Below are 16328 nucleotides of genomic sequence, written 5' to 3'. Positions count from 1 at the left end.
TTTTACTATGGTTTAAGTCAAGGGAAATATTTGCATTATTAGTACGAAAATAACCCTATCAAATAATCAATATGCTTGTAAGGCAAAAAAGACAATAACGAACTAGCAGATGCAAGTTCATGCATCTGACGGATTAATCCTTCTGGAGGATATAACTGTTAGACAGCTTACTGGACTTCTCTCACCTCCAGACCGAGTTTTTTAGCTTCGGCAATAATTCTTTTTACACGGAATTTTTCCTGTTTTTGTTTAGCTTTTTCAAAGGATGTCTCGTCGTAGTCAACATCTTTCTTCAATAAGTTGTAAATGATCACGAGGAGCTTTCTGGCTAATGCAATGAGAGCTTTCTTGGCCCCGCGGCGTTGTTTTATCTTCCAGTACCAAGACGATAAATAGCTATCGCGTATTCGGGTGATGCACCAGGCAATTTCGCAAAGGATTCGTTTTAGATAGGTGTTGCCATGGGTGGTACGGGTGGACTTTTTTTTCCTGCACTTTCATTATTACCAGGACTTAAGCCCGCCCAGGAACAGATATGTTCCGCGGTTTTGAATCGGCTCATATCAATGCCGATTTCCGCCAAGATTGCAGCAGCGGCGGTTTTGTCAATCCCCGGGATGCCGTCCAGTTGCTCCAGTTGTCTTTGATATTGCTTGAGTTTTTCCTCAAGCTTTTGCTCTACCTGGTGAAGATGCTCGTAGTGCTGATCCAGCCACCCTAGCAAAAGCTTGAGGAACTCCCTTTGGTGAACATCCATTTTACCATTGACAGCCTGTTTGATCTCATGGAGCTTGCTCTTAGCGCGCCCCTTTACAAATGTTTCTACTTCGCGGGCAGATATCTTCCCGTAGCAGCAAAGGTGATCTATAATTGCTCGGCCTGATACGCCGAATATATCGGTAAGAAATGTTGACAGCTTAAAGCCGCAGCTTTGTAAGTGCTTTTCAATCCGATTTTTCTGGGAAGTAATTTCCTCGACGATGCTTTTACGGTACCGGGTCAGATTACGGAGTTCCCGGATAGGTTTCGAGGGGATAAAACTTCCTTCTAACAATCCGGCACGCAAGAGAGTGGCTATCCATTCAGCGTCCTTCATGTCGGTCTTTTTGCCAGGAACATTCTTCATGTGCCGGGCGTTGGTAACAATCAAAACCATACTGCCGTCAAAGGCTTCTTCCAGTACGTTATATACAGGCTGCCAATAAACACCAGTACTTTCCATAGCCACATTCCGGCAGTTTTCCTCTTCCAGCCAGGCTTTTAGTTCATCAAGTCCAGCAAGAAGGGTGGAAAAAGTGCGGATGGTTTTAACTGGTTCCCCGTCAACATTGCCTTTTAATAAGCAGGCGACAACAGTTTCCTTGTGGACATCAAGACCACAACAAATTTCCAGAATGTCTTGCATACGACTCACTCCTGCTCCAATGGATTTCAGGGATGATTGCCCGAGAAAATATGGAGTTTAGTACCCGTGCTGTTCCCAAGTCCTTAAAAACAAGGGGCGACAATTGGCCGTGCTCAAAGGCAATCAGGTTAGGTTTTTAGTCGAGGTTATACCATCAAAATACAATCAACCTTTGTCCCTGATAATTCCAATGTAGCAGAAAATTAGACCATTGTAATCACTTCTACATATTTTCATAATTGGTTGTGCCTTCTAGGCATGGGTGGTTTTTAAGAAATGGGGTGACTGAGGGGACTTGAACCCCCGAGTGCCGGAGCCACAATCCGGTGCGTTAACCACTTCGCCACAGTCACCACGTATGGCGTGCCCACAGGGATTCGAACCCCGGACACACGGCTTAGAAGGCCGTTGCTCTATCCAGCTGAGCTATGGGCACTAGCAGTGCATCATCACCGCAGCAAAAAATATCTTAACAAAAATTTGCGTTCATGTCAACCATATCTGCCTGGTATTTACCGGCAATCCGTGGGTTTTTCTAATGAACTCATTGCTATCAGGTTTATTATATGAGCATTTAGTGTTCACATTTGCAAGATGAAAATACAGGTAATTAATAGTGGACAAACCGGCACTGCCAGGAATTCTCTTCGAGGCTTAAGAGTATGCCCGCATAGCGCCTCTCACTGCGGGACCAGGTCCAGCTGCCTGGGTTCAAGAATACGATATCATTGATTTTTTCGCAATAAGGTATATGGGTATGGCCAAAAATACAGTAGTGGGCGCCTACCTCAGAGGCGCGGTAGAATAAACGATGCAGCCCTGCTTTTACCCCATAATTATTTCCGTGGGTTACGAAGAAACGCGTGTCATAAATATCGAAAACAAATTCAGAGGGTGCAGGACCGCTGTCGCAGTTACCTTTTACGGCTAAAACCGGAATGCCCCAATTTTTTTCGATTAAAAGGCCATCCTGCCAGTGATCCCCCGTATGAACCAAGAACTGCACCTCGTTAAAAATCTTCCCCTGGTCACCTAACTCCTTAATAGAACCGTGGGTATCCCCAAAAATACCAAATTTCACTTCACACCTCATACTTCTGAATTCTCTAACAACCGGCGGAGAATAACAGTAGCTTTCCGCAAGGCCTCACCCCGGTGGCTGATTTTATTCTTCTCCTCCGTACTCAACTCGGCAAAAGTTTTTTCAAAAACCGGTACATAAAAAAGCGGGTCATAACCAAAACCGCCGTTTCCCCGGGGTTCATCCAGAATCACTCCCTCACAGGTTCCCATAGTAGTATATGTCTCTCCGCCGGGTACGGCAATAGCGATAACACTCACGAAACGGGCTTTTCTTTGCTCAGGAGGGACTCCCTTTAAACAGGCTAAAAGTTTTTCATTGTTACGTGCATCATCTGCGGGCTCGCCGGCAAAACGGGCTGAATGAACACCAGGCCGGCCTTTTAGATACTCTACTTCCAGGCCCGAATCATCGGCAATGGCAATAAAGCCCGTGGCCTCCGCCGTCGTCTTAGCTTTTTTGACAGAGTTGTCTGCAAAAGTAAGGCCGTCTTCCTCTACCTCCGGAAGTTCCGGGAAATCGGCCAAAGTTAAAATATCTACCCGTTGTTCTTCCAGAAGTTTCCGGAGTTCCGTGACTTTGCCCTTGTTGCGTGTGGCCATAATGATTTTAGAAGGCATATTCTTCACCTAAAACCAGCTGTTGGATATCAATAAGCTGCAAAATACCTGTTTTCGCCAGGTCCAGTAAGCTGTCCAGTTCTTCCCTGGTAAAAGGATACCCTTCCGCTGTACCCTGGATTTCTACGAATTCGTTTTTATCGGTCATAATCACATTCATATCTACGATGGCCTGGGAATCTTCCTCATAACAGAGGTCGAGAAGCAAGCTGTCCGCTACCTTACCCACACTGACTGCCGCCAGCCAGGCCCGAACAGGAATTCGTTCTAAAAGGCCCGCTTTCACTAGTTTATGCATAGCCAGGACCATAGCCACAAAAGCACCGGTAATAGAAGCCGTCCGTGTGCCGCCATCGGCCTGAATGACATCACAGTCGATAAAAATAGTACGCTCACCCAGGGATTCCAGATCAACGACAGCCCGCAAGGCTCGTCCGATCAATCTTTGGATTTCGTTGGTCCGCCCGCTGATCTTTCCTTTGACCGCTTCCCGCTGGGTTCGGATCTGGGTAGCTCTGGGGAGCATAGCGTATTCCGCCGTAACCCAACCTTTATTTTGTCCTTTTAAAAAAGGAGGCACTTTCTCTTCCACGGTGGCTGTACAAATAACTTTCGTTTCTCCCATCTCAATCAGTACTGACCCTTCGGCAAATTTTATGTAGTCTTTAGTAATTTTTACCGACCGCAGTTGTTCAGGTCTTCTACCATCAACTCGTTCCATGTCCAGACCTCCTCACTAGATTGATATTTTCAGGCCAGTTGTGGCCAGGGAAACCTTTCCGGCAAAAACACTCTGGGCTTCCCGCAGCAGTACGTAAGGGGGGAATTCGGGCCACAGGTGCGTAAGCATCAGGTGTTTCACCTCAGCCTTAGCCGCGAGACGGCCCGCTTGTCCCGCCGTAAGATGGCCTTTTTCTTCACTTAGAGCCATATCAGCATTTCGTAAACTCGCTTCACAGAGTAAAAAATCGGCTCCCCAGGCAAACTCCACCAGCGGTCCATACCAGCTTGTATCACTAGTATAGACAAATTTAGCATTCCCCTCTATAAAATTCATGGAAAAACAATCTTTAGGGTGTTTATTTTTTTGAAAATGAAAAACCAAATCCCCCAGACTCGCAGGAACTCTTTGATATTCTTCTATGGGGATCAAAATGAATTCATCCTGCCATTTGGCCATCTCATTCCAGGGACCTGTTTCCGCCCCCGGGGCATAGACCAGGAGAGGATTCTGACGGCTGCCGTCTCTGATGCTGCCGCCAATAGCATGCCTTACGCAGTGGTAATCGTGAAAATGGTCGGGGTGATAATGGCTGATAATGAGGGCGTGGAGTTTCCGAAAATCCAGGTGTTTTTGTAAGACAGCAAAGGACCCGTTACCACAATCCAGCATGATGTTAACACCGCCGGCCTGTAAAAGATACCCGTTACAGGCGCCGTCCGCCGGAGCATAAGGAGCATGACACCCTAAAACCGTGAGTTCCAATCCTTTCACCTGCCTTACTTGATACCACATGAGCATAATCGTGAACCGTTAACCGACTTCCGACAACCGACCACGACCAAACGACTGGACGACTTCCGATCGCCGACATCCGATTACCGACAACCGACCACCGACTCCGATAGTAATAGCAAATGCTCCGAAGATAATACACATTAATTCGGATATCGGAAAACGGATATCGGAAGTCGTATAAAAAAGACATCGGATAACGGAAGGCGGATATCGGTCGTCTTATGATAGTGATATTCCTCTTACATTTCCTAAATCCCTTCCCAAAAAACGGCTGCCAGTCTTTCGGAAGCTTTCCGGGTCACCACTGGCATAAAAAATGGGGGATTGTTTATCTTCATTGCAGTTAACCAGCCCCAGGTTTTGCAAGGAAAGGCCGGCACGTCTCACCGTTTCCCAGGCCGGGTCAATGATATTTACCCCCTTACCCATGATCCGCTCAATGACCGGACGTAAGAAAGGATAGTGGGTACAGCCCAGGATAAGGGTGTCCACTCCTGTTTCCTGCAAGGGTTTTAGATACATTTGTGCCGTCTCATCTACTTCCGGACCCTCTACCTGCCCTTCTTCCACTAAGGGCACAAAACGGGGACAAGGCACCGCCACGACTTCTGCTTGAGGGTTCTTCTTCTTTATTATCCTCTGATAGGCACCGCTGTTTACCGTGGCCAGGGTACCAATAATACCTATTTTCTCATTTTTGCTGACTTTTAAGGCTCCATCCACACCCGGTTCGATGACACCGATTATAGGCACGGCGAATCTACTTACCAGTTCCTCATAGGCCAGGGAGGTGCTGGTATTGCAGGCAATTACTATCATTTTACAGCCCTGCTCCACTAAAAAAGCCGTGATTGTCTGAGCAAATCCTTTTAACTCCTGGGGGTCCCGAGAGCCATAAGGAACATGGGCCGTATCGGCATAATAAATATAATTTTCTTGAGGAAGCTGGGTCTCCAGTTCCCGGATCACTGTTAAACCACCCACACCCGAATCAAAAACACCTATGGGGGATAGCTCCATCTCCTTCATGCTGCATCGCTCCTGTTGTCATTGTCTTGGCCGTTTTGACCCCAAAATATAATAAGTATTATATGTGATTATCTTATTCCTAATTACATGGACAACACCTTTGAATAATTATCCCTTACTTACCTTTCCTGTGAAATACCGACGCAGGGTAGCGGGTAAAAATGCCACCTTTGGTATAACGGGCATCGAAAATAGTCCAGAAGGCATCGGGATCCCACTCATCGATTTTTTTACGCAAAATATTAATACATTTCCTCTGTAAAATAATTTGCAGGATATAACGAGTGCCTTCCCGTCCTTGTCCCTCAATGACCGTAACCCCAAAACCTTGTTCCCGGAGGATTTCCGTCAGTTCTAGAGGTGCCTTCATGGTAATGACCTGAACAGTCAGTGTCCCAACGGCCAGTTTCTCCTCGATGAGGCTGCCTACGAAATTACCGGTGGCAAAACCTGCCGCATAAACAATTAAATTAATGGGATTGTTGAGATTAGAGAAGATCTTGTTTAAAGCCACAATATAAATAATTACTTCAAAAAAACCGATAAAGGCGGCGTATAATCTCTGCCCCCTTACGACCATGAGCATCCGCATGGTGGCCAGTGATACATCACAAATTCTGGCACAGAAAATGAAAAGATAACCCCCGAGTACACTTAGCACCACAACTCACTCCTAATTCTCCTAAGGTAAAAATCTATTGTTTTAACCCATCTTCTAATTATATTTTATTGTAACAAATATATCACCCCACAATTTTTAAAATATAATATTATTCTTTTTCAGAATTGGCAGTAAAAAAAGGAAAAGAAAAACCCGCATAAACTTGCGGGTTTACCTGTTATTCAAAATAGGCTTTGATTCCGTTGAAGATTCCTACTGCTAACTGGGTGCGGAAAGATTCCTGGCCTAGAAGGATTTCTTCCTGGGCATCGGAGATAAAGGCTGTCTCCACCAGGATGGAAGGAACTCTGGTTTCACGAAGGACAGCAAAATTGGCTTCTAAGACACCGATGTCGATTCTGCCGCCCATCTTTACCATTTCCCTCTGAACCAGGGTTGCCAACTTCTGGCGTTCGTATCTCTGGGGACCTAAGATTTCATCGCCGTAAGGTGCATAGAAATAGGTGGAGTGTCCACTGTACAAGCCCTTATCGGAAGAATTGGCATGGATACTTACAAAGATATCGGCATTGTTGACATTAGCAATCTCCGCCCTGCCAGCCAGGGTTAATTCTGTCTGGCCCATATGGGTCATAATGACCCGGGCTCCGGCCTGTTCCAGCATCTGTTTTACTTTAAAAGCGATGTTAAACACCACATCTTTTTCGTACAAATTGGTCCTGGGCCCTACAGCGCCGGGGTCCAGCCAGCCTCCCGGCTGTACACTGGCATGACCGGGGTCAATGACAATCAGTTTGCCCTGAAGTCCTCTGGTTTGTGCTGTTCCCACGTGGATAGTGGCAGTTTTGCTGTTCACGTCATAGGCCACGTTGTGGGTTACAGGAGAAGCAAAATCAAGCTCTACGATAGATTTATTGTTCTGGGGATAAACCTTTACCTGTGAGACACCCAGACGTTTGATCTCCCCTTCGTAATTCCTAGTGCTGTTTGCTTCCAGTTCCAGGACGAGCTTGTCTGCTGCACTGCCCTGTTTCACCTGGAACTGTCCATTAACCCAGCCTTCCAGGATTAGTTCAACCCTGCCTGCTAGTTCGGCAACCTTAAAGACCTGATTGTCGGCAATAGGCACGATCAGGACTTCGCTTCTCTGCGTTCCGCCACGGGAAACTCCGGAACCCTGGACAGGTTCCGTGAGCCAGCTGGCTACCCAGCCGCTCTGCCCGTTGGCCAGCTGCACCTTATACCAGTCACCCTGTTTCTCAATAACCACCAGGCGGTCACCACGATAAACCTTGCTCATAATAGCCGTCTCGGTACTTGTGCCTTGGCGCACATTAACCACATCACCCGTGACAACAACCACGAGAGAACCTCCAGGCACAGGGCTGGCAGGGGGAGCAGGCGGTGCAGGAGGGGCAGGGGGTTGTGCAGAAGACACACTGACAAGCCAGCCGGCAATCCAGCCCTGCTGCTTACCCACCTGAATCTTGTACCAGCCGTTCTTTTGATCAAGAATGGTATACTTGGCGTTCTTATATACCTTAGCCACCGTGGCGTAATTTGTGCCGGGTCCTTTTCTCACGTTAACGCCGTTTCCGGTAACAACTAACTGCTTAGTCGAAATGCTACCCCGGGAGGGCTGGGAGGAATCTTTAGAAGAATTTTCATCTTTCACCAGCCAACCGGCAATCCAGGCTTGTCCTACCCCGGCTACCTTTACGTTGTACCAGCCGTCTCTGGCTCCCAAAACAGGCAAAGTATCGCCTTGATTAACCTTGCCCACCACGGGGAACCCCGTGCCAGGACCCTTGCGGACATTAACGTTTGACCCTGTAACAACAACTTTCTTTTCCGCCACAGTACGGATATTGACCAGGCTTTCGGAAATCCAGCCTGTTTGTCCATTATGTAACTGGACCTTCAACCAACTACCGCTTCTATCAAGTACGGGTAACACTTGACCGCTCTTTACTTGGGTAATCACGGCATTTGATATCCCGGGACCTTTACGGACATTAGCAACACCGCTTTTCACTACACCCTCTTCCCCTGCCCACACGGGGATACCAGCCAGCAGTAACATGAGAATCAGGGACCAAAGGAACCACCTTTTGCGGGGTGTAATTTTCACCACATCACCTCCTGAATGTTATGTTTATTAAAGTTGTAAGTTTGACCTGTACTAAATTCGTCATCAATGTCGAATATCCTCTAAAAAAATTCTGGTAAATCATGGCCCTCAAAACCAGGCCATTGCTCGCGGGACCACCTCCCCTAAAATTAAGCAAAACTGCGTTTTAATTACTAGACGCTAGTTTATGTCATAAGTTTCGTCATTTTGGAAAAAATGCTTTAAAAGGAATAAAAAACCCGAGACGAATCTCGGGTTTTCTTACCATAAAGCATCACTTAATCAGACTGGTGTTTCTGGAAAGAGCGGTACTAACTTTTACGTAACCTAAGAGAGTATCCACTTTCTTGCCATCGACCCGCAGTTCCACTTTCTGTACAGTGGGGAACTGGGTTAACGTGTTCACAATTGAGTACACAGCCAGTTTTTCGGCGGTGGCAGATGCCGGCAGGTCTTTAATCAGACTGCCGCTGAAATCCACAATGGCCAAACCGTCAGGACGCACGTTAATATCCAGGACTTTGGTACTGGCGGGCAGTGTAGCCTTGAGATCAGCCTGGGTAGGCCCTTTCACTAACTCTTCCATACAGAGGCGGGCAATACCGGTCGCCTTGGGGATAACCCTTTCTTCCGCTACCAGCTTCTGCCCGGAAGCATCAGCGAAATATAAGGTGATTTTTTTGCTGTCCCCTGTAACAGTAGGCGTCGCATTTTTTGGGGCTTCGATAACCACTGTTGGTCCCGCAGGGTTGGGATCTTGTTTCTTCTCGGCCTTATTAAAGCCCTGTTTCAGTGAGGCAACCTTATCCAGAAGGCTGCACCCGGATAATAACGCGGAGACGACAATCAGAACAACTAACACAAGGGCTATTCTTTTCACTTTCCTGTCTCCTCCTTCCTCCACTCAATATCACTACATGATATTAGCGAGGAAGGAAATTATGACAACTATTATCTAGCCACTTTGCTGCTAAGTTTAACGGGGCGGATAGTCATACTGGAGGTTTCAATCACTGTGTCTACCTGGTAATTTACCTGTAGTTCCTGCCATTTCTGCTTCCAGTCAATCTTTTTCCAGCTGTTATAATCCTCCTTATAAAATTTTCCTTCAAAACCGAAAATATCACTTTGTAAAGTTCGGGCTTTTTCCACACCTTTCATGATTTCCCCTTTTATCTCGCTGGCCGCTAACTCCTGTAAGCGCTGCAAGGACCAGGGGTCTTCCAGGAACCTGCTGTCCTGCTGTTCCACCAGGTTTAGACTGGCTTTCACTTTAATCAGAGCCCCCGGCTTATTGGCGGCTAACTGGGGAACAATCTCCCCCCGGGCGTCCTTAATCTCCAGTGATACAAATTTATCTTTTTGCCAGGGACTTTCCACAGACAGGATTCCGGATCTAACCCCGCCCGTGGCCCAGAGTAACCCCCTTGTTTCTGCTTCATTGAGCCAGCCGGCAAACTTGTCTCCTCTAAAGGCCGCCCCTCCTCTTAGTTCCAGGATTTCTTTAGGCTTTTCCTCCTTCTTTTCTTCACCCTTTTTACCCTCGTCACTCCCTGCTTTCTGCTCTTCTTCCTTTTGCGGCGGTTCTTTAATGTGGACTTCTTTCTCCCGGGCTTCTATCTTAGGTAAGAAAGGATCTCTTCCCGGCGTGGAAAGGGTAATTAAAAGGTCATTGACGTTAACACCGGGAGCTATGGACTGGCCACCGCGGTTTTCTACCAGCCTGTTAAGAAAAACAGCAGTAATATTTTCCAGTTTGGGTTGGGCTTCCAGGACCTCCCGGGCTTTTCCCTTAGCCACGACAATCTGGTTCAAACGGCGAAATTCATGGCCCCTGGAAAAAAGATCAATAAAGGGTAGCATACCGTCCTTGGCAGCCTCTTCTCCGATGACAATGACATTGAGGTGGCCCCAGAAAGGCTTGCGGGGTGAGCGGGTATTGATATCACGGATTGCCTCAAAAATCGTCTTTCCCTGGCCGCTCACTACCCAGACGGGAGGCTCTTCACCTCCCCCGCCGCCTTCTGCCAGTTTGGCAGGCAAGGCCAACTGGGTCGTTACCTGGTAGAGCTTTTCTGCCTTGTCCACACCCAAACCTACGGCAAAGCCAATTTCGTTAATCTCCTGCCGGTTCCAGCACCCTGTAAGGAGGAAGGAAAGGATTAGGACAACCAACAAAAGTTTACCGATTCTTTTCTGCACCAGGCTCCCCCCTTTTCTTGATACTGCTTACCAGAAACAGCAGCAGGGGAATACCCAGTGTGATGACAAAGCCGTAAATCTCCAGGTAATGGTAAATATTGAGTACCTGAATCAAGCCGGGAGGGAGAAGCGTAATCACCACAAAGATACCCAGAACAGGAAGAGTGATTTTCCTATAGCTGTAGCCCAGCAATTGGGAAGTGCCTTCGAGAAAACAGAAACTCAGGAGACTGGCATTAAGAAAAGCGGTGCTCAGCCAAACAGCCAAAAAAAGAGCATCCAGTCTTTCCAGGAAACTGCTGATTCTAACCATACGGACCATTTCCAGTACAGGCCAGGCCATCCGTGCCGTTTCCTCCACACCAAAAGTGGTAAGGAGGGAAAAATAAGTGACGGCACTGATGACGCCACCGATAATTACTACAAACAGGCCCATTCTGGCCACACGCTCATAGGGTTTAATAAAAGGAAAGAGCATTAACAAGGTTACAACAAGACCAAAATAAGAAACAGTACTGAGAATCCCGCGGCCTATCTTCCGCCACTCGGTAAAAACTATAGGTTTTAGACGGCCTATATCGGCATACTGGATATTGCCCAAAAGGGCTGCCAATATCAAAATAATAATAAAAGGCGATAAAAATTCCGTGACGCGGGCAATGTCTTCCAGGCCATTTTGTACTACCCAGTAAACCAGCAGTACCAGGCTCCCAATCAGGACGAAACGCGGCGTTTCCGGTAAAAGGGCAGAATGCAGCATTTCGGCAAAAATTCTGAGACTCCCCACGGCAAGCATGGCAAAGTAAAGAAGGAGCACCAGGGAAATAGGGTACCCCAGTACCTTACCCAGGATCAACGGGGCATACTGCACAATGGACTTGTCCGCATAACGCCGTCCCAAACCCGTAATAAAGCCAATTATGGCGATGGCCGCGCCTACACCCAGCAAAAGGGCCAACCAGCCCATAGAACCTACCTCATTGACAAGCTGGCGCGGGAGCATTAGGTAAAATATCCCGTTTAAAAGGATGAGAATGAGGAAAAAAGCCTGACGCGGGGAAATATTGCCGATTTTATTCATTTTTCTTCCCCTCCTTGCCCTGATCTTCTCCTTTTTCCCCCTGCAGGTATGGCTGTTTCACCATGGTAGGAGGCGGGGCTTCTTGGGGTTTTCTAAACTGGGGCGCCGTCATCATCTGCCAGCGCGGTCCCCTAACCAAAACATCTTTCAATTCACTGACCCTGAGGGGGGCCAAGGGAGCCATGTAGGGGAAACCGAAAGATTTTAAGGAAACCATGTGGATTAAAACGGCTATCCAGCCCAGCATTACCCCGTAAATACCCAGTACGGCGGCAATTATCATCAAGGGGAAACGTACCAGCCGGAAAGGGATGGCAGCGGCAAAACTGGGCACCACAAAAGAACCGATGGCTGTCAAAGCCACCACTACCACCATCACCGGGGCCACCAGGCGAGCCTCCACGGCGGCCTGGCCTACGATTAAAGCGCCCACGATACCCAGGGTTCCTCCCACTGCACCGGGCAAACGGATACTGGCCTCCCGTAAGAGTTCCAGGGAGATTTCCATAATGAGGGCTTCTACCAGGGCGGGAAATGGCACTCCTTCTCTGGTACCGGCAATGGTAATGGCCAGAGGTGTGGGAATCATCTCCGGATGGTAAGTCGTAATGGCAATGTATAGTGCCGGCAGTGTAAGGGCGGTAAAGACGCCCAGATAACGTATCCAGCGGACTGCAGTACCTACAAAGATTCTTTCATAGTAATCCTCCGGTGACTGGAGAAACTGGACAAAAAGGGCCGGAACGATAAGACACTGGGGAGTGCCGTCAATCATGATCACTACCCTACCCTCCAAGAGATAGGCCACAACCTTATCAGGACGTTCCGTATACTGCATTTGGGGAAAGGGTGACCAGGGATTATCTTCAATATACTGTTCAATACAGCCGCTCTCCAGGATAGAATCTACCTCTTTAATTTTGTCCAGGCGTTTATGTACTTCTTTCACTATTTCAGGGTTAACTATACCGTCTATATACAGTACCGAAACGTCCGTTTGGGTCTGTTTACCGATTTTGCGGGCTTCAATTTTAAGTTTATTGGAGCGCAGGCGGCGCCGCACCATGGAAGTGTTAATACGGATCGTCTCCGTAAAACCTTCCTTGGAGCCCCTGATGGTTGCCTCTATATCGGGTTCGGAGATTCCCCGGGTGGCCCACCCCTTCGTGCCGATTAAAAGGGCTTTGGTGCATCCCTCAAACATGACTGCAGTATCGCCGGAAAGAAATCCGCTCATACAATCATCCATGTTTTCGATTTCTTTCAGCTCGGCATTATTCATGGCCCCGTCTTTAGCCCAGGTGAAAATATCCTCTGGCTTGGTTAGACCCGGAGGAACACTACGGGCATGGAGGTTTAAGGAACGAATCACGAAATTCTCGATAGCAGTTTTATTTACTAAGCCATCCACAAAAACAGCGGAGGCAGGTAAACGTGCCGTTCCTATTTTGAATTCCCGGTAAACGATATCACTGCAGCCTTTAAAAACATCTTTGAGGAATTTCAGGTTATCTTGCAGGGAAGGGCTGATTGTAACCTTTTCCTTTTCTTTTTCCTTCTCCTTTTCCTCCGGTTTCTTTTGTTCCTGATTTTCTTGGTTCTTCTCTTCCTTCGGCTCCTTGGCCCCTTCCTTTTCAAGCCGCAGCCGGGGTTCCTGGTTACGGGAAAAACGATTTAATTTCAAGGGTTTCTTTGTTTCTTTCATAAACCATACCTCAACCTTTATACTGCTAATAGTTATTTGCCAGCAGAGGTCGAGATATGCAAAGAAAACTTGGCTTCCAACGAGAGCAACGAAGTTGGAAGCCTTAGTTGCACTTGTGCCTCTTAGAAGATACACATGCAGTCTGGTGCAAAGAAAACTTGGCTTCCAACGAGAGCAACGACGTTGGAAGCCTTAGTTGCACTTGTACCAGTGGTGCAGGAATAAAAAACCGGAAGCATCAGCTCCCGGCTTTGATTGATTCTCTCTTATGGCGATAGTACATCAAACCGCCTGCTATCAAAATTGTTACAAGACTAACCACCTGGGCTGCCCTTAAGGAAGTAGTAAGCATGAGGCTGTCAGTCCTTAATCCCTCTACAAAAAAGCGGCCCAGGGAATACAGGATGGCATACGTTAAAAAAACATCACCCTTTATAAGATTAGGTTTCCTTCTAAACCAGAGGAGAAAGAAAAAAACACCAAGATTCCAGAGTGATTCATAAAGAAAGGTGGGATGCCGGTAAGCCCCGTCAATATACATGGCCCAGGGAACCTTTGCCGGGTCCACTTCATACCCGTAGGCCTCCTGGTTAAAAAAGTTTCCCCACCTGCCGATGGCCTGCCCCAGGATAATACTGGGAGCGGCAATATCGGCAGCCTGCCAGAAACTAAGTTTAGCATAACGGGTATAGAGGTAACCTACGATAAACGCGGCAATCAGGGCACCATGAATAGCCAGTCCGCCATGCCACACGGCAGGTATTTCTTTGGGGTACTGGCTGTAGTAGTCCCAGTTAAAGATGACATAATACAGGCGAGCGCCGACAAAAGCCGCCGGTACACAGTAGAGAATTAGGTTTAAAAAGTGATCAGGGTCCCATCCCTGGCGTTCACTTTCACGAAGAGCTAGAATCGTACCAAGTAAAATGGCCGTTGCGATTAAAATACCATACCAGCGTACGGAAAAAGGTCCTATGGTAAAGGCAACGGGATCGATTGTTAAGAACACCCTGAAATCCTCCTTAAGATTTAATCCTATATGGTAAAGTATAGCTTATTCAGGGTAGTTACTCAAGCCAAGTTATAATGAATAGACCTCTTCTCCTTCCAATACTTTGACGTTGGCCGCCTCTAAAGTTTCTACAGCCCCGGCGATATTTTCTACCCGCAGGATGACCAGGGCATCCTGGGAGGTTGTGCCAAGGAAAGCATACATGTACTCAACATTAATATTCTTCTTTTCCAGTATTTCCAAAGTCCCGGCCAGTCCCCCCGGCTGGTCAGGAACCTCTACAGCAATAACTTCTGTAATATCGACGACAAAACCGTTTTGCTTCAGAATATTATAAGCTGTATCAGGCTGGTTTACGATGAGACGCAGTACTCCAAAGTTGGAGGTATCGGCAATAGAGAGAGCACGGATATTAATCCCTGCATCTCCCAGGATGCGGCAAACCCTGGCTAAACGTCCCTCCTTATTTTCCAAAAAGAGTGAAATTTGCTTAACCATCATCATCCCTCCTACAGACTTCTTTTGTCTATAACCCGTTTGGCTTTCCCTTCGCTGCGGGGTATGGAATGGGGTTCCACCAGTTTCACTTTCGCTGAAATTCCCAGCAAAGATTCGATACGATGGTGAATCGTCTTTTCTAAGGTTTCAAGGCCCTTAACCTTATCGGAAAACATAGCCTGGGATACTTCCACCTGTACCTCCAGTTCATCCAGGCTGCCCTTTCTATCAACGACTAAGAGATAATGCGGTTCAGTATCGCCTATCTCCAAGAGTACTGATTCAATTTGGGAGGGGAAGACATTGACGCCCCTGATGATGAGCATATCATCAGTTCTGCCCATAACTTTCTCCATGCGTACATGGGTCCGGCCGCAAGAACACACTTCCGCTTTTAACGTGGTGATATCCCGGGTCCGGTAGCGGATAATGGGAATACCCTCTTTCGTTAAGGAGGTAAACACCAGCTCGCCTTTTTCCCCGAAAGGCAGGGGTTTTTCCGTAACCGGGTCGATAACCTCGGGCAGGAAGTGGTCTTCAAAAATATGAAGCCCCTTCTGCTCCTGGCATTCGCTGGCCACACCGGGACCTATGACCTCTGACAATCCGTAGATGTCGATGGCTTTGATGTTCAGGCGCTTTTCAATCTCCTGGCGCATCCGCTCCGACCAGGGTTCGGCCCCAAAGACACCATACTGCAGTTTAAGCCTGTTCTTGTCCACGCCCATCTCTTCCATGGCCTCCGCCAGGTAAATGGCATAAGAAGGCGTACAGGCTAAAACTGTGGTTCCGAAGTCTTCCATCAGCATGATCTGGCGCTGGGTGTTCCCGCCGGAAATGGGAATAACGGAGGCGCCTATCCTTTCTGCCCCGTAGTGTACCCCCAGCCCCCCTGTGAAAAGCCCATAGCCGTAGGCTACCTGGATGACGGAATTTTTGGTTGTTCCCCCGCAGGTAAGGGTACGGGCCATTAGTTCGGCCCAGGTATTGATATCAGAACGGGTATAACCCACCACGGTGGGTTTTCCTGTGGTGCCGGAGGAAGCATGTACTCTCACGATTTCCGACATGGGTACAGCAAACATGCCGAAGGGATAGTTATCCCGCAAGTCCTGTTTAGCAGTGAAGGGCAGTTTCTGTAAATCGTCCAGGGATTGCAAGTCACCTGGTTCAAAACCGGCTTCTTGCAACTTCTGCCGGTAGAAAGGTACGTTATGATAGACTCTCTCCAGAGTTTTTCGCAGACGTTCCAGTTGTAGGTCTTTTAACTGCTCCCGCGGCATACATTCATAATGCTGGTTCCAGATCACTCTCTCCACTCCTCATAGCGATATTTAAACTTAAGTATAGGCCTTACCTCAAGATCTTTCAAGAGTTCCGGGCAAATCTTTTATATAGAACATTTTAGAGATTCAGACCTGTT

14 protein-coding genes, 2 tRNA genes and 1 pseudogene are annotated in these 16328 nt (G+C 47.6%); all 17 read right to left on the bottom strand.

Annotation, left to right across the window (positions count from 1 at the left end):
* Window positions 1-167 precede the first annotated feature (167 nt).
* The 17 genes and pseudogenes from BR63_RS15550 to BR63_RS15470 all read right to left on the bottom strand — a co-directional run bounded on the left by BR63_RS15550 (window position 168) and on the right by BR63_RS15470 (window position 16215).
* Window positions 168-1405: pseudogene (locus tag BR63_RS15550) on the bottom strand (IS110 family RNA-guided transposase).
* A gap of 277 nt (window positions 1406-1682) precedes the next feature.
* Window positions 1683-1758: transfer RNA gene (locus tag BR63_RS15545), tRNA-His, on the bottom strand.
* 6 nt (window positions 1759-1764) lie between these two features.
* Window positions 1765-1841 (bottom strand) — tRNA-Arg (locus BR63_RS15540).
* Between the two features lie 174 nt (window positions 1842-2015).
* Window positions 2016-2486 (bottom strand): YfcE family phosphodiesterase, encoded by a 471-nt coding sequence (locus BR63_RS15535; RefSeq protein WP_051965981.1) that lies wholly within the window; start codon window positions 2484-2486, stop codon window positions 2016-2018.
* Between the two features lie 8 nt (window positions 2487-2494).
* A complete protein-coding gene (locus BR63_RS15530) occupies window positions 2495-3106 on the bottom strand; it encodes an XTP/dITP diphosphatase (RefSeq protein WP_034423733.1) in 612 nt (203 codons plus the stop codon).
* Window positions 3096-3827 carry a ribonuclease PH gene (rph, locus tag BR63_RS15525; RefSeq protein WP_034423734.1) on the bottom strand — a complete coding sequence of 244 codons (732 nt, stop codon included), beginning with the start codon at window positions 3825-3827 and terminating at the stop codon, window positions 3096-3098. The genes BR63_RS15530 and rph overlap by 11 nt, the downstream gene beginning before the upstream one ends.
* Window positions 3828-3842: 15 nt before the next feature.
* Window positions 3843-4622 carry an MBL fold metallo-hydrolase gene (locus BR63_RS15520; protein ID WP_161781892.1) on the bottom strand — a complete coding sequence of 260 codons (780 nt, stop codon included), beginning with the start codon at window positions 4620-4622 and terminating at the stop codon, window positions 3843-3845.
* A gap of 222 nt (window positions 4623-4844) precedes the next feature.
* Window positions 4845-5654, bottom strand: a complete 810-nt coding sequence (gene murI / locus BR63_RS15515; RefSeq protein ID WP_243270006.1) for a glutamate racemase — start codon at window positions 5652-5654, stop codon at window positions 4845-4847.
* Between the two features lie 115 nt (window positions 5655-5769).
* Window positions 5770-6315 carry a DUF2179 domain-containing protein gene (locus tag BR63_RS15510; RefSeq protein ID WP_051965983.1) on the bottom strand — a complete coding sequence of 182 codons (546 nt, stop codon included), beginning with the start codon at window positions 6313-6315 and terminating at the stop codon, window positions 5770-5772.
* A gap of 178 nt (window positions 6316-6493) precedes the next feature.
* Window positions 6494-8407 (bottom strand): N-acetylmuramoyl-L-alanine amidase family protein, encoded by a 1914-nt coding sequence (locus BR63_RS15505; protein ID WP_034423739.1) that lies wholly within the window; start codon window positions 8405-8407, stop codon window positions 6494-6496.
* 274 nt (window positions 8408-8681) lie between these two features.
* Window positions 8682-9287 (bottom strand): GerMN domain-containing protein, encoded by a 606-nt coding sequence (locus BR63_RS15500; RefSeq protein WP_051965985.1) that lies wholly within the window; start codon window positions 9285-9287, stop codon window positions 8682-8684.
* A 71-nt stretch (window positions 9288-9358) separates the two neighbouring features.
* Complete coding sequence (locus tag BR63_RS15495) at window positions 9359-10609, bottom strand: Ger(x)C family spore germination protein (protein ID WP_034423741.1); 1251 nt, start codon at window positions 10607-10609, stop codon at window positions 9359-9361.
* A complete protein-coding gene (locus BR63_RS15490; protein WP_034423743.1) occupies window positions 10590-11690 on the bottom strand; it encodes a GerAB/ArcD/ProY family transporter in 1101 nt (366 codons plus the stop codon). The genes BR63_RS15495 and BR63_RS15490 overlap by 20 nt, the downstream gene beginning before the upstream one ends.
* Window positions 11683-13395, bottom strand: coding sequence for a spore germination protein (locus BR63_RS15485; protein WP_051965987.1), 1713 nt, complete (start codon window positions 13393-13395; stop codon window positions 11683-11685). Before BR63_RS15485 ends, BR63_RS15490 begins: the two co-directional genes overlap by 8 nt.
* 238 nt (window positions 13396-13633) lie before the next feature.
* Window positions 13634-14404, bottom strand: a complete 771-nt coding sequence (lgt, locus tag BR63_RS15480) for a prolipoprotein diacylglyceryl transferase (RefSeq protein ID WP_243270005.1) — start codon at window positions 14402-14404, stop codon at window positions 13634-13636.
* A 72-nt stretch (window positions 14405-14476) separates the two neighbouring features.
* Window positions 14477-14908, bottom strand: coding sequence for an ACT domain-containing protein (locus tag BR63_RS15475; RefSeq protein ID WP_034423744.1), 432 nt, complete (start codon window positions 14906-14908; stop codon window positions 14477-14479).
* Window positions 14909-14916: 8 nt separating this feature from the next.
* On the bottom strand, window positions 14917-16215 hold the full coding sequence (locus BR63_RS15470; protein ID WP_153802132.1) for a phenylacetate--CoA ligase family protein: 1299 nt from the start codon (window positions 16213-16215) through the stop codon (window positions 14917-14919).
* Between the last annotated feature and the right edge of the window lie 113 nt (window positions 16216-16328).

Source organism: Thermanaerosceptrum fracticalcis (genome assembly GCF_000746025.2).
Lineage (GTDB): Bacteria > Bacillota > Peptococcia > DRI-13 > DRI-13 > Thermanaerosceptrum > Thermanaerosceptrum fracticalcis.
Note: the sequence above shows the minus strand (reverse complement) of the source record. Positions and strands in the feature narration are given on the sequence as shown.